Annotated in this window: 26 protein-coding genes and 1 pseudogene; all 27 read right to left on the bottom strand. The window is 47.9% G+C overall.

The features are described from left to right. Positions 1-16 precede the first annotated feature (16 nt). The 27 genes and pseudogenes from ON063_RS00235 to rpsP all read right to left on the bottom strand — a co-directional run bounded on the left by ON063_RS00235 (position 17) and on the right by rpsP (position 22,739). Positions 17-586: a MotE family protein gene (locus ON063_RS00235; RefSeq protein WP_274663859.1), complete on the bottom strand. Its 570-nt coding sequence runs from the start codon at positions 584-586 to the stop codon at positions 17-19. A gap of 1 nt (position 587) precedes the next feature. Continuing rightward, entirely contained in the window at positions 588-1,022 is a 435-nt protein-coding gene (locus tag ON063_RS00230) for a flagellar FliJ family protein (RefSeq protein WP_274663858.1), read from the bottom strand. After that, positions 1,019-2,338: a flagellar protein export ATPase FliI gene (fliI, locus tag ON063_RS00225; protein WP_274663857.1), complete on the bottom strand. Its 1,320-nt coding sequence runs from the start codon at positions 2,336-2,338 to the stop codon at positions 1,019-1,021. Before fliI ends, ON063_RS00230 begins: the two co-directional genes overlap by 4 nt. Continuing rightward, a complete protein-coding gene (locus ON063_RS00220; protein WP_274663856.1) occupies positions 2,325-3,050 on the bottom strand; it encodes a FliH/SctL family protein in 726 nt (241 codons plus the stop codon). Before ON063_RS00220 ends, fliI begins: the two co-directional genes overlap by 14 nt. After that, positions 3,034-4,041, bottom strand: a complete 1,008-nt coding sequence (gene fliG / locus ON063_RS00215) for a flagellar motor switch protein FliG (RefSeq protein ID WP_074034724.1) — start codon at positions 4,039-4,041, stop codon at positions 3,034-3,036. Before fliG ends, ON063_RS00220 begins: the two co-directional genes overlap by 17 nt. Before the next feature lie 5 nt (positions 4,042-4,046). Next, positions 4,047-5,618: a flagellar basal-body MS-ring/collar protein FliF gene (gene fliF, locus ON063_RS00210; protein WP_274663855.1), complete on the bottom strand. Its 1,572-nt coding sequence runs from the start codon at positions 5,616-5,618 to the stop codon at positions 4,047-4,049. A 22-nt stretch (positions 5,619-5,640) separates the two neighbouring features. Then, entirely contained in the window at positions 5,641-5,922 is a 282-nt protein-coding gene (fliE, locus tag ON063_RS00205; RefSeq protein WP_214760359.1) for a flagellar hook-basal body complex protein FliE, read from the bottom strand. 13 nt (positions 5,923-5,935) lie between these two features. Beyond that, a complete protein-coding gene (gene flgC / locus ON063_RS00200) occupies positions 5,936-6,364 on the bottom strand; it encodes a flagellar basal body rod protein FlgC (protein WP_274663854.1) in 429 nt (142 codons plus the stop codon). 3 nt (positions 6,365-6,367) lie between these two features. Beyond that, positions 6,368-6,736, bottom strand: coding sequence for a flagellar basal body rod protein FlgB (gene flgB / locus ON063_RS00195; protein WP_214875453.1), 369 nt, complete (start codon positions 6,734-6,736; stop codon positions 6,368-6,370). 273 nt (positions 6,737-7,009) lie between these two features. Then, the gene (gene codY, locus ON063_RS00190; protein WP_214691812.1) at positions 7,010-7,789 is read right to left on the bottom strand and encodes a GTP-sensing pleiotropic transcriptional regulator CodY; all 780 of its coding nucleotides are present in this window, start codon (positions 7,787-7,789) and stop codon (positions 7,010-7,012) included. A 36-nt stretch (positions 7,790-7,825) separates the two neighbouring features. Continuing rightward, complete coding sequence (gene hslU, locus ON063_RS00185) at positions 7,826-9,196, bottom strand: ATP-dependent protease ATPase subunit HslU (protein ID WP_214745463.1); 1,371 nt, start codon at positions 9,194-9,196, stop codon at positions 7,826-7,828. After that, a complete protein-coding gene (gene hslV, locus ON063_RS00180; protein ID WP_074034743.1) occupies positions 9,193-9,741 on the bottom strand; it encodes an ATP-dependent protease subunit HslV in 549 nt (182 codons plus the stop codon). The genes hslU and hslV overlap by 4 nt, the downstream gene beginning before the upstream one ends. A gap of 11 nt (positions 9,742-9,752) precedes the next feature. Then, a complete protein-coding gene (locus ON063_RS00175) occupies positions 9,753-10,634 on the bottom strand; it encodes a tyrosine-type recombinase/integrase (RefSeq protein ID WP_274663853.1) in 882 nt (293 codons plus the stop codon). 184 nt (positions 10,635-10,818) lie between these two features. Beyond that, positions 10,819-12,129 (bottom strand): FADH(2)-oxidizing methylenetetrahydrofolate--tRNA-(uracil(54)-C(5))-methyltransferase TrmFO, encoded by a 1,311-nt coding sequence (gene trmFO, locus ON063_RS00170; protein WP_214691808.1) that lies wholly within the window; start codon positions 12,127-12,129, stop codon positions 10,819-10,821. Further along, positions 12,129-14,225 carry a type I DNA topoisomerase gene (gene topA, locus ON063_RS00165; protein ID WP_214745468.1) on the bottom strand — a complete coding sequence of 699 codons (2,097 nt, stop codon included), beginning with the start codon at positions 14,223-14,225 and terminating at the stop codon, positions 12,129-12,131. The genes trmFO and topA overlap by 1 nt, the downstream gene beginning before the upstream one ends. A gap of 65 nt (positions 14,226-14,290) precedes the next feature. Further along, positions 14,291-15,085, bottom strand: coding sequence for a DNA-processing protein DprA (gene dprA / locus ON063_RS00160; RefSeq protein ID WP_274663852.1), 795 nt, complete (start codon positions 15,083-15,085; stop codon positions 14,291-14,293). A 50-nt stretch (positions 15,086-15,135) separates the two neighbouring features. Beyond that, a complete protein-coding gene (gene sucD, locus ON063_RS00155; protein WP_026826262.1) occupies positions 15,136-16,053 on the bottom strand; it encodes a succinate--CoA ligase subunit alpha in 918 nt (305 codons plus the stop codon). A gap of 12 nt (positions 16,054-16,065) precedes the next feature. Continuing rightward, positions 16,066-17,226, bottom strand: coding sequence for an ADP-forming succinate--CoA ligase subunit beta (gene sucC, locus ON063_RS00150; protein ID WP_074034761.1), 1,161 nt, complete (start codon positions 17,224-17,226; stop codon positions 16,066-16,068). A gap of 120 nt (positions 17,227-17,346) precedes the next feature. Beyond that, positions 17,347-17,607, bottom strand: a complete 261-nt coding sequence (locus ON063_RS00145) for an EscU/YscU/HrcU family type III secretion system export apparatus switch protein (RefSeq protein WP_074034763.1) — start codon at positions 17,605-17,607, stop codon at positions 17,347-17,349. Between the two features lie 193 nt (positions 17,608-17,800). Then, positions 17,801-18,430: a hypothetical protein gene (locus ON063_RS00140; RefSeq protein ID WP_274663851.1), complete on the bottom strand. Its 630-nt coding sequence runs from the start codon at positions 18,428-18,430 to the stop codon at positions 17,801-17,803. Positions 18,431-18,444: 14 nt separating this feature from the next. Then, positions 18,445-19,178: pseudogene (locus ON063_RS00135) on the bottom strand (ribonuclease HII). 42 nt (positions 19,179-19,220) lie between these two features. Then, positions 19,221-20,081, bottom strand: coding sequence for a ribosome biogenesis GTPase YlqF (ylqF, locus tag ON063_RS00130; protein ID WP_214745483.1), 861 nt, complete (start codon positions 20,079-20,081; stop codon positions 19,221-19,223). Between the two features lie 12 nt (positions 20,082-20,093). Next, entirely contained in the window at positions 20,094-20,636 is a 543-nt protein-coding gene (gene lepB / locus ON063_RS00125; protein ID WP_074034770.1) for a signal peptidase I, read from the bottom strand. An 82-nt stretch (positions 20,637-20,718) separates the two neighbouring features. Next, a complete protein-coding gene (gene rplS, locus ON063_RS00120; protein WP_015881369.1) occupies positions 20,719-21,072 on the bottom strand; it encodes a 50S ribosomal protein L19 in 354 nt (117 codons plus the stop codon). 114 nt (positions 21,073-21,186) lie between these two features. Further along, positions 21,187-21,903, bottom strand: coding sequence for a tRNA (guanosine(37)-N1)-methyltransferase TrmD (gene trmD, locus ON063_RS00115; RefSeq protein ID WP_214875438.1), 717 nt, complete (start codon positions 21,901-21,903; stop codon positions 21,187-21,189). Then, positions 21,893-22,408, bottom strand: a complete 516-nt coding sequence (rimM, locus tag ON063_RS00110; RefSeq protein WP_274663850.1) for a ribosome maturation factor RimM — start codon at positions 22,406-22,408, stop codon at positions 21,893-21,895. The genes trmD and rimM overlap by 11 nt, the downstream gene beginning before the upstream one ends. 55 nt (positions 22,409-22,463) lie before the next feature. Continuing rightward, positions 22,464-22,739, bottom strand: coding sequence for a 30S ribosomal protein S16 (rpsP, locus tag ON063_RS00105; RefSeq protein ID WP_015881366.1), 276 nt, complete (start codon positions 22,737-22,739; stop codon positions 22,464-22,466). Positions 22,740-22,771: the final 32 nt, after the last annotated feature.

Genomic DNA, 22,771 nt, shown 5'->3' with positions numbered 1-22,771 from the left:
TCCTCCCTTCTCATGTTCATTGGAGAAGCTGCGTCACAACCGCAGCCTGTTGTGCATTCATCCGCCCTAAAATATCCGCCTGTTGTTTTGGTGATAATTCTTTTAGCAATTCGGCCACTTGCGGACTCTCTAGTTCTCCCATGATGGCCGCCGCCTGTTTGGCAGACATCTCTTCATACACACTCGAAATGTCAGATGTATTTTCCTCTTCCGTTGTGGCTGCTGCAAGTTCGGAGACGAGTCGGTCACGTTCTCGAATTAGGTCGGTGATCTCTTCTTGCCTTGCTTTCACTTCATTTGTCAGTTCTACATTTTCATTTCGAAGTTTCTCAATCTCACTGTTTGCTGCTTTCAACCGGTTTGTGGCGTCACTGTCGATGCCCGTCACGTTCACTTTCGCCTCAGACGAATCAGGCGTTTCTGATGTCTTTCCGTCCTCGCTAACTGGTAGGAATGGTACAGATAGAAGTGGACGATCCATCGCATAATTCATGACGACCATTCCGCCTACTAATATGAAGATTGCTGGAATGAGGACCAACGCAACAATCATTTGTTTGCCTCGTTTATTGTTCTCTTTTGCCATGCTACTTCCCTTTCCCATGATGAATCACAGCGAGTTCGTCCATCATTAGTTGCTCTGTGAGTTTTGCCGCTGTCATCTCTTCTAAACTGACCTTTTCATGTAGCGTCACATATTTCTTTTCTTCCACTACTTTCCCAAGCAGTCTTTCTTGCGATGCGTGATAACGATTGCGGGCTTGTTGGACGACGAGCTGTTGCGTTTCGATTTGACGCTTCACTTGCTCACGCGTTTTTTCTCGATACTGAGACATGAGTAAATCAATATGCCCTTGCTGTTCATCTTGATGCTTAATCAATGACTCATACATGAGGAGAAGGTCATACAACGCTTCCATTTCCGTTTCGAGTTTTGTCTTCAGCACTCTTACTTCTGAAGCCGCATCTTCTTTCTCATGTTCAGCAATTGGCATGATTCGTTCTAGAATAAGTCTGTTCATGATTCACCTCGCGCGATATGTGACAAATGAGTCATCGTTTGTTGGAATGCGGCGTCTTCTTCAATCGATTGTTTCAAAAATGTCAATAAGTATGGATACTTCTCGATTGCGGTGTCAATCGACGGATTCGACCCTTTTTTATATGCGCCGATGTTAATCAAGTCCTCGGCATCGATATATGTCGCCAGCCAACTCCGAAACGTTTGTGCCGCTTCACGATGTGATGGCGAGGCGATTTGGTTCATGACCCGACTGATTGACTTCAAGACATGGATGGCAGGAAACTGTCCACGGTTCGCAAGCGCGCGGTCCATGACAAAGTGTCCATCTAATATTCCACGCACCGCATCGGCAATCGGTTCGTTCATATCGTCACCATCGACGAGGACCGTATAAAATGCTGTGATCGATCCAGTCGCTGCCGTCCCGCTTCGCTCTAACAATTGCGGGAGCATCGCAAAAACAGACGGTGTATATCCTTTTGATGTCGGTGGCTCCCCCGTCGCAAGTCCAATCTCTCGTTGAGCCATTGCAAAACGTGTCACCGAGTCCATCATAAGCACCACTTCTTTACCTTGGTCACGAAAATATTCAGCGATTGCGGTTGCCGTGTATGCCCCTTTCAATCGCACGAGCGGTGGTTGGTCGCTTGTCGCCACAATGACGACAGACCGAGCCATTCCTTCTGGACCGAGCTCTTTTTCGATGAATTCCTTCACTTCCCGACCACGTTCCCCAATTAAAGCAATCACGTTAATGTCTGCAGAGGAGCGCTTGGCAATCATTCCGAGTAACGTGGACTTCCCGACCCCAGAACCGGCAAACAATCCGACACGTTGCCCTTTCCCTACCGTCAGTAGCCCATCAATCATACGAACACCAGTCGACAAGGCATCTAAAATTCTTGGACGATTCAACGGGTTAGGAGGTTTGCGTTGGACATCATATCTTTTTCCAGTTACCAGTCGCTCTCCTGAGAGCGGACGCCCTAGACCATCGAGTACTTGTCCAATCAGTTCCTCACCTACGGGGACTTGGAGCATCTTCCCGGTCCCTTTAACTAAACAACCCGGCGCAATCTGTGTCGTTTCACCGTATGGCATAAGAAGGACACGCTCTTCATTAAAGCCCACCACTTCCGCTTCGACCGACTCATTTGACGGTAGCATGATGAAACATCGCTCCCCGACAAATGCACTCGGTCCATTTGACTCGATCATCAATCCTACGACCCGACAAACTCGACCGATTTTGCGAGTGAACTCGCCATCCGTAGACTGTTTGATCGTATTGATGACCTGCTCAATAAGCGCCATCCGCTAAAACCTCCTCGATTTTGGCTTGGATTCGTTCGAAACTGTAGGATAAATCCATTTCACTTCCTCGATGTGGGGACTCAATGCGCACGGACGTTTCATCTAAAGCGCCGTCTCCCCGATATTTCAAAGGTGGTGTCTCTTCATCACGCCACATCGATTCAAATCGCTGAATCGAAGCAAGGCGAGTGGGATGAACGAAGATCGTTAACGCTTCCGCATCAATGAGTTGCGCCATCTGTTCTTGAATCATCGCCGCAAACAACGCCTCATCTTTTCGGACAAGGTCCGTCGTCACTTGCGCACTTACTGCAATCGCGAGGTCAATGAGTTGTACTTCTGCCTGTTTCCATTTTTCTTGGAACAATTGTTCGAGTTCAGTGGAGACCGAGTTCAGGCGTGTCGTGACGTCTTCAAACTCGGCATATCCATCTTGTCTTCCTTGGAGTAGACCCGCTTCATAACCTTCTAATCGAGCCTGTTCATACGCTTCTAGCTTGAATCTTTCGAGTTGCTCGATTTCTGTCTGTTGAAACTGTTGGAACGCTTCTTCATCCTGTCTTAATTTCTCATAACGCGACTCGATGACTTGATGATGGTCGATGCCATCAGCCGGGTCAGGAATGGATGTTTCCAATCGTTTTGATTCGATTCGCTGTGGAATATGCGATGTCGCGCGTTGACGTTTGATTACATTAGACAACGATGTCATCTCCTCCACCTCGACTGATCACGATCTCACCGACGTCCTCTAGACGACGAATGATTCCGACGATTCGGCTCTGTGCTTCTTCGACGTCACGCAATCGAACAGGTCCCATAAATTCCATATCTTCTTTGAACGTTTCGACCATCCGTTGAGACATGTTCTTGAAGATGATTTGTTTCACTTCTTCTGACGACACTTTGAGTGCTAGCAACAGGTCGTCGTTCGCCACTTCGCGAATGATTCGTTGAATCGCGCGTGAATCGAGTGTGACGATGTCTTCGAAGACAAACATACGCTTCTTGATTTCTTCTGCGAGTTCAGGATCTTCAATCTCGAGAGCGTCAAGAATGGTACGCTCGGTCGTGCGATCGACACCATTCAACACTTCGACGACCGCCTCGATTCCACCCGACTGGGCATAATCTTGCATATCCGTCTGTGAGAGGTTCTTTTCAAGGATTTGTTCGACTTCATGAATAACATCCGGATTGAGTCGGTCCATCGTCGCAATCCGTTTCGCAACTTCCGATTGAATCTCAGGAGGAAGTTCCGATAAGATCTGCCCTGATTTGACCGGCTCCAAGTGAGCTAAAATTAGAGCGATCGTCTGTGGATGTTCGTTTTGAATAAAGTTCAGCAACTGTTTCGGGTCGGCTTTTCGAGCAAACTCGAACGGCCGAACTTGTAAAGTCGACGTCAACCGATGAATCAATGCCATCGCTTTTTCTTCGCCGACCGCTTTTTCAAGAACTGTTTTGGCAAAGCCAATCCCACCCTGGGTAATGTAGCTCTGAGCCATCGCAAGTTCGTGGAACTCACCGAGAATGCTCTCTTTTTCTTCTGGAGACACCTTTTTGAGCGCTGAGATTTGAAGCGTCAACTGTTCCATCTCTTCTTCCGAAAGATGTTTATAAACATTCGCTGCCACTTCTGGACCTAATGAGATCATGAGCATTGCTGCTTTTTCTCGATTCGATTGTTTGGCGTAGTTCACGTTACTCACTCCTCAGACATCCAAGTACGAAGCAGTTTAGCAAACTCTTCTGGATTACTTTCAGCTAATTTTTCTAACTGTTTCTTCTTCACAGCCCCTTCGCCTCGTTCCTCGAGGTCTAGGTCAGGCACTTCATCTTCATAAGGAACTTCCCACTCGTTCGTCTCTTCCACTACTTCTTGTTTGCGTCTACGCATTGCGAAGAAGATCAGGGCAAGTAGGACGACTGCTCCAGCTGCTGCCGCGTACATCCACCATGGTGTAGGCTGCTCTGTCGTTGCCATCTCTTCTGCTTCAGCGAACGGTCTCGATACAACGACTACTTTTTGTTCAAGCTCCGCATCTGTAATGGCTTCATCCGTTTTCGCTAGTGATGTTCGAATGATGGAGTACATCATCGTCTCCAGGTCACCTTCAAGCTGTGGGTCAATACTCGTCGCACCGTCTGGTGGTTCCACAATCAATTGCACCCCAAGGTCGCGGATGGTGTACGGTGCGTTTTGAATCTGTTTCGTAATGCGATTCACTTCATAGTTGATGATTTCGTGATTTTTTTCACTTTCTTCTGTGCTGTCACCTGTAGCAGCAGGGAAATTGATCGTGTCATTCTCACCGGTCCCAGTCGCTTCTGTCGCCGTTCCCGTACCGCCTGTATACGCCTCTGCAATCCGTTCAGCCGACGTCACGATGCCTTCCATGTTTTCTTCGTTGACAGGCGTGACAAGATTTTGTTCTTCGGCCGTCTGGGTCGTATCAATATCTGCTGTGACAGAGACAAGAACGCTTCGTTCACCAAGAAGAACAGATAACATCTGCTGAATTTGTTGACGGACGTCTTTTTCAACTTGACGTTTCAGTGCCAACGGATCAGTGGAAGAGCCACCAGCCACAACGGTTTGATCAAGGTCATAATACGTAAAGTATTGGTCCATGATTGAGATGTTCTCAGGTTTTAAGTTCGGGACACTTTTACTGATCAAATGGTAAAGACCTTTAACCGTGTTTGGTTCTAGATTCGTTCCTGCTCCGATATTTAACACGATCGAGGCTGTCGGCTCACCTTGGTCTTCCGCTAAAAAGACTGACTTCTCAGGAAGCGAGATGATGACTTTCGCTTGATTGATTCCTTCGATTTGAGTAATGAGCCGCTCGAGTTCCGTCTGCATCGCACTTCGTTCAATGACCGCCATTTCTCGGTCTGTTGTTCCGAAACCAGCATTTTCACTGAAGAAACTATAGTCAATCGACCCGGATTTTGGAATCCCGGCCGCGGCAAGGCTCACTTTCAATTGGTCGACCATTTCATTTGGCACATATACACTGACCCCGTTCGAAGTCGCTTTAATTTCCGACTTCACACCGTCCGCTGTCAGTTTCTCTGTCACTTCCCCCGCTTCTTGTGCGGATAAGTTCGTGTACAAAGGTGCCATATTTGGTCGTGCAAGGAAGAAAGTGAGTAAGAGTGCCGCGATTAAAATGACCGCGATGGAAATACCCCAAACGAGTTTTCGCTTCTTTGGCATCGATTTCAGCCCATCGGTCATCGATTTGAATCGTTCTTTTAATTGTTCATTCATCGCAACTTGTCATCCTCTACAATTAAACTTGCATTCGCATCATTTCTTGATAGGCTTCAACAGCCTTGTTCCTCACCTCGATGGCAAGTTGCATCGCAATCGACGACTCTTCACTTTGGATCATGACTTGATGAAGGTCAGCTTTCCCGACAGCTAAATCTTGACGGGCTTGACTCGTTGCTTGTTGTGTCTCGTTCAACGCATTCATCGCTTCATTTAAATATGACCCAAATTGAGATGGGTTCGTTTTGTTCATTGATGGCGTGATTTCTGGGCTCATCAATTGAATTGGATTAATTTGCATCCTTCGTCACTCCTTATCCTTTTCCAATCTCCATCGCTTTGACGAGCATCGCTTTTGATGCGTTCATCGCGGCAATGTTTGCTTCGTAAGAGCGGGTCGCACCCATAAGGTCGACCATTTCTTTAAGTAGATCAACGTTTGGCATTTGGACATATCCCCGCTCGTCTGCATCAGGATGACTTGGATTGTAAGCAAGCTTATACGGTGCATCGTCCTCAATGATTTGAGCTACCTGAACCCCACCATTGACGGCATTTAACTGTTTACGGAAAGGTGCTTCCTGTAATACCGTCATCTTTCTCGTGTACGGTTGCCACTCCCCATCGACAAGTTTCCCTCGAGTCGTCTGAGCGTTGGCAATGTTCGCCGATACGGTATCCATCCGCAAACGTTGAGACGTTAAAGCAGTAGCTGAAATATTAAAACTATCAAACATCCCCATCGATTAACGACCTCCTCGGATAACAGATTTCAACCCACCTAGCCTGCGATTTAATTGCTCCATCATCGCCTCATACTGGAGTTGATTACGTGCCAGTTCACTCATCTCATAATCTAAGTCGACGTTGTTGCCATCACTTCGCATCGCCCCTCCTGCACGATCGACGACAGTAGACTGCGTCGAATCACTCGGGCGCCCACCTTGGAGTTTCAGTCGCATCTCGCTTTGGAGCGTCTGTTCAAACACGGCTTGCTTTGCCTTGAAGTTTGGCGTATCGATATTCGAAAGATTATGACTAATCACTTTTTGATTGAGGACTGCATGATTGACGGCTTGCTTGAGTAATTGATAGTCACTACCAATCCAATTCACGGCGTTCACTCGCTTTCATATACTCATTACTGATATATACCTGATTTGGAAATTCTACTATTTCATTGAAACAAATCTGTAACAGTTCTGAAAGATATTTTTTAAAACATAGGTAAATGGCTTCGCATCTTTTTGTCGAATTAACGACAAATCCTGAAAATGATTACTTTTGCACTAAAAAAAACCGCTTTCTCAATTAAGAAAGCGGTTTTTTAGGAACAAAGTCCCTTTTTATAGTGTTTTCAATGGTAAATGCACATCTAAAGTTGTGTTTCAGTTTGATTTCAGTTTTTGCAGTTCAAACAAGAAATTGTCATTTAGTATCTTGATATACGTTCCCTTCATTCCTAGTGAACGGGATTCAATGACGCCCGCACTTTCTAGTTTCCGAAGCGCGTTCACGATGACAGAACGTGTGATTCCCACACGGTCGGCAATTTTGGAAGCAACTAACAACCCTTCGTTTCCGCCAAGCTCTTCGAAAATGTGTTCGATCGCTTCTAGCTCTGAATACGACAGTGAATTGATTGCCATTTGAACGACAGCTTTTTTACGGGCTGACGTTTCAGCTTCTGCTGCTTTTTCACGAAGAATCTCCATTCCTACGACCGTCGCACTATATTCTGCGAGGACGAGGTCATCTTCTGTGAATTCGTTAGCCAATCGACCTAACACGAGCGTCCCTAGACGCTCACCACCACCGATGATTGGGACAATCGTCGTCTTCGAGTTGAGGAACAAATCGTGGTTCTCTACAGGGAACGCCGTATATTCGCTATCAATATCAATGTTCGCTGTCGTTTCTTTCACATTGAACAAGTTTGATGCATATGGCTCTGGGAACTGTCGGTCAACGAGAAATGCCTTCATGCGGTCGTTCTCAATCTGTTGTTTAATCGCAAAGCCAAGTAGGCGACCACGACGGCTCACGATAAACGTATTAGATTCAAGCACTTCACGCATTTTATCCGCCATTTCTTTAAAGTCAACATGTGCACTCGCTTCTTGTTGAAGCATCGTGTTTAATTGGCGAGTTTTGTCTAGTAAATTCATAATGTCTATTTCCTCCCTGTATGTGCATACAGAATCTTATAAAATATATTGGCTGAGGTCTCGGTCATCCGCGATCGACCCAACTTTAGCTTGTACATAAGCGGGAGTGATCTCCACGCTTGTTTGCGGCATATCTGCCGCTTCAAATGAAAGATCTTCTAACACGCGCTCCATAATAGTATAAAGGCGACGCGCGCCGATGTCATCGGTCTCACGATTGACATGTGTCGCAATTTTTGCGATTTCTTCAATCGCTTCATGCGTGAATCGGACGGTGATTTCTTCCGATTCCAATAATGCGGTATATTGTTTGATTAACGCCTGAGATGGTTCTGTCAAGATTTTGACGAAGTCCTCTTCCGTCAAGCTGTTTAATTCGACACGAATCGGGAAGCGTCCTTGCAACTCTGGAATCAAATCAGACGGTTTGGCCATATGGAACGCTCCAGCTGCGATGAAGAGAACATGATCGGTTTTGACCGGTCCGTACTTCGTGACGACCGTTGACCCTTCGACAATCGGAAGGATATCGCGCTGCACGCCTTCACGAGAGACACCAGCATGGTCTTGCGACTTCGTTGCAATCTTATCGATTTCATCGACGAAGATGATGCCCATCTGTTCACTACGCTGCACCGCTTCATCATGTACTTCGTTCAAATCCAGAAGATTTTCAGCTTCTTCCGCTATGAGGAGCGGTCTCGCTTCACGGACGGTCAATTTCCGTTGCTTCCGTTTCTTCGGAACGATTTGTCCGAGCATATCTTGAAGGTTCGATAACCCTTCCATTCCTTGCCCTTGGAACAAATCCATCGTTTGCTTTTCTTCTAGTTCAACTTCGATGACTCGGTCTTCTAGTTCTCCGAGCTCGAGAAGACGGCGAAGCTGTGCCCGGTCATTCTTTGACGTATCCGTTGTGGATTCAGGCTGTTGTGTCTGCCCACCGAACAACGCCTCAAACGGGTTTGACGCACTCGGTGTGGCTTTCGCTTTTCCTTGTAAGGCGTCTAGCAATCGTTCTGTCGCTGCTCGCTCTGCCGGCTCTTTCACGTCTTCTTTCTTCTCTTCTTTCACGAGACGAACAGATGCTTCGACGAGATCTCGCACCATCGACTCGACGTCACGACCGACGTAACCGACTTCCGTAAATTTCGTCGCTTCCACTTTGACGAACGGTGCCCCGACTAATTTCGCTAAACGACGTGCGATTTCGGTTTTCCCGACCCCAGTCGGTCCGATCATCAAAATGTTTTTCGGTGTGACTTCATCACGAAGGTCTGCACTTAATTTCTGACGGCGATAACGATTACGCAATGCAATCGAGACAGCCCGTTTGGCGTCCTTCTGACCGATTACGAACTTGTCCAGTTCCGATACGATTTGTCTTGGTGTCAACTCTCGATTCATTCAGCATCGCCTCCGATCGTTTCTACAATGACTTGATCATTCGTATACACGCAAAGCTCACCGGCAATCTCGAGAGCGGCTCGTGCGATTTCTTCCGCTGACTTCTCAGCGGAATGGCGGACGAGTGCACGTCCTGCTGCGAGTGCGTAATTACCACCCGAACCGATTGCAAGGATCCCGTCATCCGGCTCAATCACTTCTCCATTCCCAGAGACGAGCAGTAAATGGTCAGCATCCATCACAATCAATAGCGCCTCGAGTTGCCGCAAGATTTTATCCCCGCGCCACTCTTTGGCAAGCTCGACCGCGGCACGCGGTAAGTTACCGTTATACATTTCAAGTTTCGATTCAAACTTTTCAAACAATGTGAAAGCATCGGCTACACTGCCTGCAAAACCGGCAACGACTTTCCCGCCGTATAAGCGTCTGACTTTCTTCGCTTTGTTTTTCATGATGACGGCATTCCCGAATGTGACTTGGCCATCTCCACTCATCGCGCATTGGCCATTGTGTCGAACTGCAAAAATCGTTGTTGCATGAAACATATCGTAACCTCCTACTTTCTTGGATGTGTCGCTTGATAAATCGAACGTAATCGTTCAGTCGATACGTGGGTATAGCGTCCGGTCGTCGACAAGGACTCGTGACCGAGCAACTCTTGGACAGCGCGCAAATCCGCTCCCCGCTCCAATAGGTCCGTTGCAAAGCTATGTCGCAACGAGTGCGGGGTCAACGGCTTATGTACCCCACTGTCTTTTCTCAAACGCTTCATGACATACCGAATTTGGTCTGTTGTCATCCGATTCCCTTTTTGACTCAAAAATAATGCGCTTTCCGTCGGGAGTCCGACGTCTTTCCGTATTTCTACATAGCGCTTCAATGCTTGTACGGCATATTGACCGATTGGAACGTACCGTTCTTTCTTTCCTTTCCCCATCACATGGACGAAAGATAAGACATCGTCAAAGGAAGACAGGTTCATCCCACAAAGCTCTGCGACGCGAATGCCCGTTCCGTACAACACCTCAACGATGGCGACGTCTCTCGCCTGTAAATAAGGGTCGTCTTGCATAGAAGCCGCCTCTAACAACCGTTCGACTTCGGATGGGACGGCGAACGTCGGCAAGGACTGTCGCTTTTTCGGTGAAGTCAGGTCGTGGAACAAGGGCTCTCCCCCATGCTCTCTCGCCATATATTTCCCGAACTGTTTGAGGCAAGATACTTTCTGGGACACCGTAGACGCGGCCAATTGTTTCTCATAAAGGACATATAAATAACGCCGCGCCGTCTGTGCATCATAGGGATCTTGATGCGTCGATTGGCAATATGCGGCGTACTGGTCGAGCGTTTGCTCGTAGGAGCGTTTCGTATGAGGAGACAGTCGACGTTCAATTTGGCAGTAGCGTAAAAATGATTGTCGATCCTCTAAGAATCCCATTTTATCGCCTCCTCGATGACACGTAAAAACGCATGTTCTCGTCAAATCGAAATTAGCATAGCATACAGAATGTATGGTGACAATAGATAGTCGTTCAATAATCTGAAAATTTTCAAAGTATGAAACAAAATACACAATTGAAACTTTATTTCAAAACAAAAGAGCCAAAAACTGGCTCTCCTGTTCAAAGGTCCTTAAATTGTTGAATCGTTTCTAAAGCACGGTTGGCGTAACGCTCGTACCGTTCTTGTTTTTTCATTTTCTTCGGAGCGTCCTCTAAAGATGGGACCAATCCAAAGTTCGCATTCATCGGCTGGAAGTGCTTCCCATCTGCCGTCGTGATGTAGTGCGCCATCGAACCGAGCATCGTTTCACGTGGTAAGACGACGAGCTCTTCTCCTGCGATCATCTTCGCTGCATTGATTCCCGCCAACAATCCTGACGCTGCTGACTCCACGTATCCTTCTACACCCGTCATCTGACCAGCAAAGAATAATGTGTCACGCGTGCGCGCCTGATACGTCGGTTTCAACAAGCTCGGTGAATTGATGAACGTGTTGCGGTGCATGACACCGTAACGAACGATATCTGCATTTTCGAGTCCAGGGATGAGACGGATGATACGCTTCTGTTCGCCCCACTTCAAATGCGTCTGGAAGCCGACCAAGTTATAAAGCGTTCCTGCTGAGTTGTCCTGACGAAGTTGAACGACCGCATACGGACGTTTACCCGTCTTCGGATCTTCTAGACCGACCGGCTTCATCGGTCCGAAGAGAAGCGTCTTCTTCCCACGCTCAGCCATGACTTCAAACGGCATACAACCTTCGAAGTAAATCTCTTTTTCGAACTCTTTTAACGGAACGACTTCCGCCTTGATCAATTCCTCGTAAAAGACGTCAAACTCTTCTTCTGTCATCGGGCAGTTCAAGTAAGCGGCTTCACCTTTATCGTAGCGCGACTTCAAGTATACTTTATCGCGATCGATCGTATCGCCATCTAGAATCGGAGCGGCCGCATCGTAGAAGTAAAGATAATCTTCCCCTGTGAACGCTTTGAGCGATGCCGATAAATCCGGAGACGTCAATGGCCCTGTCGCTACGATGACAATCCCTTCAGGAATTTCTTTTAATTCCTCGGTATGAACCGTGACGTTTTCATGGTTCTTCAACTTCTCCGTGATGAATCCAGCAAACTCATGACGATCGACAGCAAGGGCGCCACCAGCTGGGACGCTTGCCGTGTCTGCCGCTTTCAAGATGAGTGAGTCAAGTGTACGCATCTCTTCTTTCAAGACGCCGACCGCGTTTTGAAGACCGTTCGCCCGAAGCGAGTTCGAACAAACGAGTTCCGCGAATTGATCCGTGTGGTGCGCCGGTGTTTGACGGACCGGTCTCATTTCATACAAATCTACTTGGATGCCGCGCTTAGCAAGTTGCCAAGCCGCTTCGGAACCGGCCAAACCGGCTCCGATTACAGTTACACGTTGTTGCAACATTAATCCTCCTCTTGCTGATGTACCTCGGTATGGGTACATTTCGTACATTGATATTTCACGCCGTCTTTAATTTTCTTCTCGACCATCAAACTGTCGCATACTGGGCACGGTTTCGCAACCGGTTTATCCCATGAGACGAACTCACATTCTGGATAGTTCGAGCAGCCATAGAAGAGGCGACCTTTTTTACTACGACGTTCCACGATTTGTCCGTCCTTACAGTCTGGGCAAGGGACACCAATCTCAACTTGAACTGGTTTCGTGTTCGTACAGTTCGGGAAGTTCGAGCAAGCCATAAACTTACCGTATCGACCCATCTTGATGACCATCGGTGAACCACAAACTTCACAATCGATTCCCGCAGGCTCATCTTTCACTTCAATCTTTTCGATTTCTTCTTCGGCACGCTTCAAACGCTTCTCAAATGAACGATAGATTGGGGCGACGACTTCTGTCCACTCCACTTCTTTATGCTCAATCGAGTCAAGGAGCGTTTCCATATCGGCCGTGAACTGGACGGTGATGAAGTCATTGAAATATTCATCAATCATTTCAATGACGAGTTCTCCGAGCTCTGTCGGAAGGAACTTCTTCTCTTCTAAGACGACATAACCACGACGCTGAATCGTATCAAGTGTCGGCGCATACGTTGACGGGCGACCGATACCGAGCTCTTCCATCGCGCGGACGAGTCGTGCTTCCGTGTAACGCGGCGGTGGTTGCGTGAAGTGTTGCTTCGGCTCAATCGCTTCAAAGCTGACCGTATCCTCGACTTCAAGAGGTGGTAACAAGCCTTCTTTCTCTTGGTTCGTGTCCTCGATATCATCATCTTTCGATTCGATATATACTTTCATGAAACCTGGGAATTTGACGGTCGAGCCATTCGCACGGAAGATCATCCCGTTCGACTCTACATCGATCTTGACGGTATCGAGTACAGCAGGTGCCATTTGACTCGCAATCAAACGTTCCCAAATCAATTTATAAAGGCGTAACTGGTCACGAGACAAATAAGGTTTTAAAGAAGCGGGGTCGCGGAGTGCCGAAGTCGGTCGAATCGCTTCGTGCGCATCTTGTGCGTTGGCCGCTTTCTTTTCCTTTTGCTTCTGTGAGGCGACGTATTCTTCACCGAACGTCGATTCGATGTATTCTTTCGCCTCTCCCTTCGCCAAGTCCGAGATTCGTGTCGAGTCTGTACGCATATACGTAATCAAACCGACCGTTCCCTCTTTCTTACCGAGGTCGATTCCTTCATATAATTGTTGGGCGAGCATCATCGTCTTCTTCGCACGGAAATTCAATTTACGTGCCGCATCTTGTTGCAACGAACTGGTCGTGAACGGCAACGAAGCGTTGCGTTTACGTTCTTTCTTCGTCACATCGATGACTTTGAATTCGTCGTTGATGGCATCAAGGACGGCTTGAGCGTCTTCTTCCGACTTCAATTCCATCTTTTTCCCATCTTTTCCGTAAAATGAAGTCTCGAACGTTTCCCCATCATGATTCAAGTCGAGCTTGATCGTCCAATATTCTTCTGGGTCGAACGCATTGATCTCGCGTTCACGGTCGATGATCATCTTCACGGCAACCGACTGAACTCGTCCGGCAGATAGTCCTTTTTTGACTTTCTTCCATAATAATGGACTCATCCCGTATCCGACGAGACGGTCTAAAATCCGTCGAGCTTGTTGCGCATCGACGAGGTCGTGATTGATTTTACGTGGATGTTTAAATGATTCTTTGATTGCATCTTTTGTGATTTCGTTAAAGACGACACGACATTCAGTCGTTTCATCTACGCCGAGTGCGCGAGCCAAATGCCAGGCAATCGCTTCCCCTTCTCTGTCGGGGTCGGCTGCGAGAAAGATTTTTGTGGCTTTTTTCGCCGCTGTCTTCAATTCTTTCAATACGGGTCCTTTACCACGGATGGTAATATACTTCGGTTCAAAGTCGTGTTCGACGTCTACACCGAGTTGACTCTTCGGTAAATCGATGACGTGTCCCATCGAAGCTTTGACCATATAATTCGGACCTAAATAACGTTTAATTGTTTTTGCTTTCGCAGGTGACTCAACGATCACCAAATATTTTGCCATACATCTGCTCCCCTTTTAGAGGTCATTTAAATCCCTACCATAATATTCATGTTCTCACCGGTTTGTCAACGTACAATCCTGAGATCTCGAATAATTTGATCGGAATTCGTCAATGGAATCGCGCCTTCTTCAATCAATCGATTCGGTCCTTCCGCTAATGGATCAAGCGGTGAACCGGGTACGGCGAACACCGTCTTTCCCTGCTCTAGCGCGTGTCCGACCGTATTCATCGTTCCGCTCTTTCGTCTCGCTTGTAAGACAACGAGCGTGTCACCGAGACCGCTCACCAATCGATTTCTTTCCAAAAATTGAAATTTTTGAACAGGTGTATTTGGGGCATACTCACTTAAGAGAATCCCTTGCTTCGGAATCCGTAAGAGCAACTGTCGATTCGCTGCTGGATAGAGGTTGTTCAGTCCGGCTCCGAGCACCGCCACGGTCGGACGATGTTTATTTAACGCGTGTGCGTGGACAAGACCATCAATGCCAAGCGCTCCACCTGAAACGGAAACAGTTTCTTCTATTAAAGAGTGATAGTGTTGCACTAACGATTGACTAATTCGATTCAATTCACGACTTCCGACCATCGCGGTCGTTCTTTCTTGTAGTACCTCTAAATCTCCATCGTAAAACAAACAGTACGGAGGGTTAGGAATCTCGAGCAACCGTTTCGGGAACGTTTCATCTTCCCAAGTGACGAAGCGGGAATACGATTCGGACGAGCGGAGCGCAGAATGAGCTCGCTTCCAGACATATGAAGAAAAATGAGTGCGATGTGTTTCTAGCGTTCCGTTCAAATAATGATGCACAAACTCAACCGGAATTCGTGCAGCGGCAAACCGAGCTATTGTTTGATTCATCACAATCTCTCCTTTAAAAAAATGAGGGATGCAAGCATCCCTCATGATTCTTATGTCGTCGGTTGACCCGTGACACACGCTTCGTATAGACCTTCATTTTTCAAGACACGAATCAACGTTTCACCGATGACAGCTGGTGTTTCAGCTACTTCGATTCCATTCGCGTTCAACGTCTTAATCTTTTCAGCAGCCGTCCCTTTACCACCTGAGATGATTGCGCCGGCATGTCCCATACGTTTGCCTTCAGGAGCCGTCTGTCCGCCGATGAAGCCGATGACTGGTTTCGTCATGTTCGCTTTCACCCATTCAGCCGCCTCTTCTTCAGCTGTTCCACCGATTTCCCCGATCATGATGACAGCTTTCGTGTCCTCATCTTCGTTGAACGCTTTGAGCGTATCGATGAAGTTTGTTCCGTTGACTGGGTCTCCCCCGATTCCGACAGCTGTCGATTGACCGATCCCTGCCGTCGTCAACTGATGAACCGCCTCATACGTGAGCGTTCCAGAACGTGACACGATTCCGACATGCCCTTTCGTATGAATATAGCCAGGCATGATTCCAAGTTTTGCTTCTCCTGGCGTGATGATTCCAGGACAGTTCGGTCCGATCAAGCGAGCCGGCTTGTCTTCGAGATAACGTTTCACTTGGATCATATCTACTACAGGAATGCCTTCAGTGATACAGATGATGAGTTCGATGCCACTGTCCGCTGCTTCCATGATCGAGTCAGCTGCGAAAGCTGGTGGTACGTAGATGATTGATGCGTTTGCACCAGTCGCTTCGACCGCCTCAGAGACTGTGTTGAAGACCGGAACGTTATCGAGAACGGTCGTACCACCTTTACCTGGCGTGACCCCACCGACTAATTTCGTGTTATAAGCAAGCATCTGTTCACCGTGGAACAAACCTTGTTTCCCTGTAATCCCTTGAATGATGACTTTCGTATCTTTATTCGCCCAAATACTCATGTCGTTTCCCCCTTATCGAACAAGTGCTGCGATTTTTTCCGCACCGTCAGCCATCGAGCTAGCTGTCGTGATCGCAAGTCCAGATTCATCGAGAATGCGCTTCCCGGCATCAACGTTCGTTCCTTCTAAGCGAACGACGAGTGGCAAGTCGAGTCCGATTTCTTTCGTAGCTGCGACAATCCCCTCTGCGATGATGTCACACTTCATGATTCCACCGAAAATGTTAACGAAGATTCCTTTGACTTGGTCATCAGACAAAATCAATTTGAACGCTTCTGTAACTTTTTCTTTCGTCGCACCGCCACCTACATCGAGGAAGTTAGCGGGTTCAGCGCCGTAATGTTTGATGATATCCATCGTTGCCATCGCAAGGCCTGCACCGTTGACAAGGCAACCGATGTTTCCATCAAGTGCGATATAGCTGAGGTCATGTTTTGATGCCTCGACTTCACGTGGATCTTCTTCCGTCGTATCACGAAGCGAAAGGATATCGGAGTGACGATAAAGTGCGTTGCTATCGAAGTTCAACTTCGCATCGAGCGCGATGACGTTTCCGTCTTTCGTCGTGACGAGCGGGTTGATTTCCGCGATTGTGCAATCTGTCTCGACATATACTTTGTACAACTTCATGACCATGTCACTGAACTTGTTCACAAGTTTCGTCGGGACTTCCATTTTGAACGCGAGACGACGTGCTTGGAATGGACGCAAGCCCACAACCGGATCGACGATCTCTTTATGAATCTTCTCAGGTGTATGTTCAGCGACTTCCTCGATGTCCATACCACCTTCTGATGAACCCATGATGACAATTCGGCCGATCGAACGGTCAAGCACGAGTCCTAAGTAAAATTCTTGGTCAATCGCAGAACCTTCTTCGATATAGAGGCGCTGGACAACTTTTCCTTCCGGACCTGTTTGGTGTGTCACGAGCGTTTTTCCGAGAATCTCTGTCGCGTATTGCTTCACTTCTTCATCTGTCTTCGCAAGTTTAACGCCACCTGCTTTACCGCGTCCACCTGCGTGGATTTGAGCTTTTACAACTTTCAACTCACCGTCAAGCTTAGCAGCTGCTGCTACAGCTTCTTCAACAGTAAAGGCTGGATAACCCGTCGGAACGGCTACCCCAAACTCTCTTAGCAATTCTTTCGCCTGATACTCATGGATATTCATATGTTTTCCCCCTTAGTCCCCTTTAATATCGGCACGTCTATTGTAACGAAAAACTGAAAGCGCTGTCTATCGTTCTTGCTTTAAGTTTTCATCTTTTTTTCACATATAACCCTAGACAAATCAAATTTTATCTTGTTCCATCTGATAAAGAAAGACAAAAAGTTCGGCAATGACTTGATAAACGTCCTCCGGAATCTGCTCTTCGATGTTTAATGCCGAGAGTAAGGAGAGGAGTGCCGGGTCCTCATGAACAGGAATTCCGTTCGCTTGGGCAATCTCAAGCATCCTCTCAGCGACAATCCCCGTCCCTTTTGCCACGACGTGCGGGGCATCCATTGATTGCTCATATGACAGAGCGATTGCTTTCTTTGGATCGTTCATATTTGGAGATCCACCTTTCCGAGAGGCGCAAATGTCTCTGGCACACGCTCACGCTTTGCTTCGTATGAAAAAGAAGACAAATCGAAATCGACACGTTTCAACCCTTCTTTTAGAAGCGGTTCGTATGTACGAACGTATGGACTTAAATCGTGAGTCTCATTAAATACCCGAACGGATACATACCGTTTTTGAATCAACACATCGATTCCTGTTTCGCCAACAAGACGATTCGAGCATGATCAGAATCAATCGCCTCTCGTTTTGGTGCTTCTAAACGAAATTGAACGTGTTCAAACGGACCTAAATGCGGTATGTGAAATGCTTGAGCGACGAACGGGGGGCTCTGGGTCGCATTGAACGCTTCCTGGGCTCGCACGAACTGCTCGAACTTCGGCTCGCCTTTCGCTTTGAACAGCTCGCTGACGAGCGCCTTTACATCAGACCCCGCTCCGCTCTCTAACATCGTTTTCCCGGCTGTCTTGACCGATTCTGGTGTCGGAATCGGTTCGCGAATGAAACGGGCAAGTTGTTCCCCTAATGTCTGGAGAGGTGATTTTGAAGCCGTGAGCGCTTCTGTCGCTTGTGGGACGACTTTCAAGACGAGCTTCGGCTCGACGTCCGTGACGACCATCTTATACGTCACGTTCTCTTTCACGTTCGCATTGATACCTACCCGAAAGATTCCTTGCGGCAACTGCATGACTGCCTCATTGCCGGGCAGAAGTTGTAGCACCTTCCCGACAATTGTATTCCCGAGCAAAAGCGGTCGCGACGTCTGTTCGGTCACTTTGAATGGTAAAACTCCTTGATGATCGATGCGCAACGCCATCACTCCTTTCACATATGCTTGATCGGGGCGAATGTACGACGATGGATCGGTGTCACCCCGTAACGTCTCAATCCTTCTAAATGAGCCTCTGTCCCATACCCGGCGTTATTGGCAAACCCGTAACCGGGATACGTCCGGTCGTATTCTTCCATCATCCGGTCCCGGACGACCTTAGCGACAACACTCGCCGCAGCGATTGAGACGCTGAGCGTGTCCCCTTTAATCAAGGACTGCTGAGGAATGTCGAGGTCCAGTTTCATGGCGTCAATCAATAAAGCATCGACCTCCCCGACTTGACGAATCGCCTCCATCATCGCAAGTTTCGTCGCCTCATAGATGTTGACCTCATCGATTACCGCAGGATCGACGATTCCGACACCGACTTCCGCGACTTCCATGATGTGTTCGTATGCCGTGTCTCTCGCCGTTTTCGACATTTTCTTCGAATCGTCCAACCCCGCGATATAAAACCAGCCGCCACAACCGGTCCCGCGAGCGGTCCACGCCCGACCTCATCGACTCCGACAATTCGAGTGAATCCTTGTGACTTCCATTCACGTTCATATGACATTCGACGCTCAAAATCGTCCTGTAATGCTTGTTCTCGCTCGAATTGGCGCTCTTTTTGCCGAAGCAACGTTTGCACACCTGCTCGGGGGTCTTGTGACAAGGTTGGGTAGATTTGTACCCATTCTTCATATCGGATGTCCGCTAGTTGTTGTTTAATCTGTTGAATCGTCACGTTCTTCCTCCTATTCAAAAAAAGCCCTGTTTACACAGGACTTTACGCCATTTCATGGTCAGCCGGTGTCTCAAGCGAGATCCGTCCGATTTTTTCATGCCGTAGTTCATTCAAAAGTAGTTCGCTCGCCTTCTCAAAATCGACGTAACCGCCACTGATGAGACCACGTTTTTTCCCAATCATCTCAAGGAGTTCCACGCCGTCCTCCGGTAACGTTTCGAGTTTGAAGCGTTCCTTTAATTGTTCCGGATAACGAGCATGCAACTCACGAACCGTATACAAGGCGATATCATCTAAATTGAGAATCTCGTCTTTGATGGCGCCGGTCGCGGCGAGACGATATCCGACGAGTTGGTCCTCAAACTTCGGCCAGAGAATACCCGGCGTATCTAAGAGCTCCATCTCGCCACCCTTCATCTTGATCCACTGTTGACGCTTCGTCACACCCGGTCGATCGCCTGTGATGGCAATGTTACGACCTGCGAGACGGTTGATGAGCGTCGACTTCCCAACGTTCGGGATTCCGATGATGAGCGCACGAATCGGACCAGGGTTACGTCCCTTTTCACGCATGCGGTCATGTTTTTCTTGCATCAACTTTTGCGCGCCTGTGATGAGCTGTTTCAAGCCTTTGCTATGCTTCGCATCAACTGCGACGACTTCGACCTCTTCTCGCTTCAGGGCACGTAACCACGCGTCCGTCACGACAGGGTCGGCCATGTCCGCTTTGTTGAGGACGATGAGTCGCGGCTTGCCTGCCGTGATCTCATCGACCATCGGGTTACGGCTCGATTGTGGCACACGTGCATCCACGAGCTCGATGACGACATCAATCAATTTTAATTTTTCAGTTACTTGTCTTCTTGCTTTGGCCATGTGGCCAGGAAACCATTGAATTGCCAAAAAAGCACCACCTTAATCTTCTACCGTGCCAACATCGTCGAGCGGCCAGAAGATGAAGTTCGTCTTACCGACAATCTCCTCTTTCGACACAAATCCGATTTCACGACTGTCCTTCGAGTTTTGACGGTTGTCTCCCATGACGAAGTATGAGTCTTCAGGGACGACTGACTCGCCTGTCACTTGTTCAAGCGTGAAGTTCTCCGTCAGCGGGAACCCGTTCATCTGTGCGCGGAACTCGTCTAAATACGGTTCTTCTACCGCTTCACCGTTAATATAGAGCACGTCATCTCGATATTCGAGCGTGTCGCCTGGAATGGCGATGACACGTTTAATATAATCTTTTGATTCTGTCGCATGGAATACGACGATATCACCTCGGTCTAGCTCACCAACATAGTTCGAAATTTTACTGACGATCATTCGATCCGCATTGTGGAGTGTCGGCATCATCGACTCCCCTTCAACGATGACAGGAACGAAGATGAACGTCCGGATGACGAACGCGATGACAAGAGCGACAACGATGGCTTTGAGCCAACTAAACACTTCTTTCAACTTCACTCACTCCTCTATCCATTTGAACTTATTGTACTAGAAAAAAAGAAGCTTGTCGCAAGCGACAAGCTTAATTCCCATCTTAACGACGGATTTCTTTAATACGTGCTGCTTTACCGCGAAGGTTACGGAGGTAGTAAAGTTTCGCACGGCGAACTTTACCGTAGCGTACGACTTCGATTTGTGCAACGCGTGGTGAGTGAAGCGGGAATGCACGCTCAACACCTACGCCGTAAGAAATCTTACGGACTGTGAATGTTTCGCTGATGCCGCCACCTTTACGCTTGATTACAACACCTTCGAAGATCTGGATACGCTCACGCGTTCCCTCTACAACTTTAACGTGGACACGTACTGTGTCACCAGGACGGAAAGCAGGTACGTCCGATTTGAATTGTTCTTCTGTGATTTCACGGAACAGTTTTTGTGTGTTCATGAATCATATCTCCTTTTTCTTCAATGTTCATATCTTCATATGCCCAAGCATCCAATAGCGGAACATCGGTAATCGATGGGTTTAACCCACATGCTCAAACATAGCATATATTTCTCAATCGCGCAACGATTGGAGAAACTTTTTATCGTCTTCTGTCAGCTCGAGTTGTTCGAGTAGATCTGGTCGACGTCGATACGTTCGCTCGAGTGATTGTTCGCGTCGCCACGTCTCGATGCGGGCGTGATTGCCAGAGAGGAGGACGTCCGGTACCTTCAACCCACGAAAATCGGCAGGTCGTGTATAGTGCGGATATTCGAGTAGACCGGTCGAGAACGAATCATCCTCGTGGCTCGCCTGATCGCCGAGGACGTCAGGGAGCAGTCTCACCGTCGCATCGATCATCACCATCGTCGCGAGCTCGCCACCCGTCAAGACGAAGTCGCCGATGGACACTTCGTCTGTCGCCAGTTCATCGTGGATACGCTGGTCGAACCCTTCATAATGCCCACACAAAAAGATCAGATGTTCTTCCCGTGCCCACTCTTCCGCCATCTGCTGATTGAACGGCTTTCCGGTCGGTGTCGTCAGGATGACTCGTGGTGACTTCGCCTCGATCGAGTCAAATGCATCGAAGATCGGTTGTGGGGTGAGCAACATGCCCGCCCCTCCCCCGTACGGATAGTCATCGACTTTATGATGCTTGTTCGTTGAAAAATCCCGGAAATTGATGAACGACATATCTACTTGCCCGAGCGCTTTCGCGCGGCCGACGATGGAATGGTCGAGCGTCTTGAACATGTCCGGAAATAACGTCAACACATCAATCTTCATCGTCAATCATTCCGGGAATCGGGGTGATGACGACACGTTTCGCTTCGACATCGATCTCTTTGACGACCGATTCGATATAAGGGATGAGGGCGTCCGATTTACTCGGGCGTTTGATGACCCATACGTCGTTCGCACCCGTCTCAAAGATATCATCGATCACACCGATCGACTCACCATCAACGATTGCCTCACAACCGATAATCTCATGATAGTAATATTCGTTCTCCGAGAGATCATGCACGTGTTCGGCATGAACATATAACTTCAAGCCTTTATATTTCTCAATGAGGTTGATATTCTCAAACCCTTTGAACGTGACGAGATGGAACTGCTTATGCGGACGATACGTCGTGATCGTCATCTCTTGTTTCGTTCCGTCCACGTCAAGGAACAACGTGTTCCCTTTTTTAAATCGTTCTTCCGGAAAATCTGTCGCCGCCAAAATTTTTACTTCCCCTTTAAGGCCGTGCGTGTTGGCGATTTTCCCAACGTATAACCAATCCATTTCGCGTTCCCTCCTCAACAAAATAGGCCGACCTCAGAAAAGGTCGGCCACATCATTACTTCGCGTTTTTCGCGTTGTGGAATTTCTCCATGATCCCTGCTTTAGAGAACAAGTTACGTACTGTGTCAGATGGCTTCGCGCCGTCTGCCAACCATTTGAGAGCGAGTTCTTCGTTGATGCGAACTTCAGCTTCTGGTTTTGCAACCGGGTTGTAGTGACCAACTTGCTCGATGAAGCGACCGTCACGTGGTGAACGTGAGTCTGCTACAACGATACGGTAGAAAGGTGATTTTTTTGCGCCCATGCGCTTAAGACGAATTTTAACTGCCATGGTAATATACCTCCATCATGTGTTTAAGAATT

It is taken from the genome of Exiguobacterium sp. B2(2022) (genome assembly GCF_028823655.1).
Lineage (GTDB): Bacteria > Bacillota > Bacilli > Exiguobacteriales > Exiguobacteriaceae > Exiguobacterium > Exiguobacterium aestuarii_A.
Note: the sequence above shows the minus strand (reverse complement) of the source record. Positions and strands in the feature narration are given on the sequence as shown.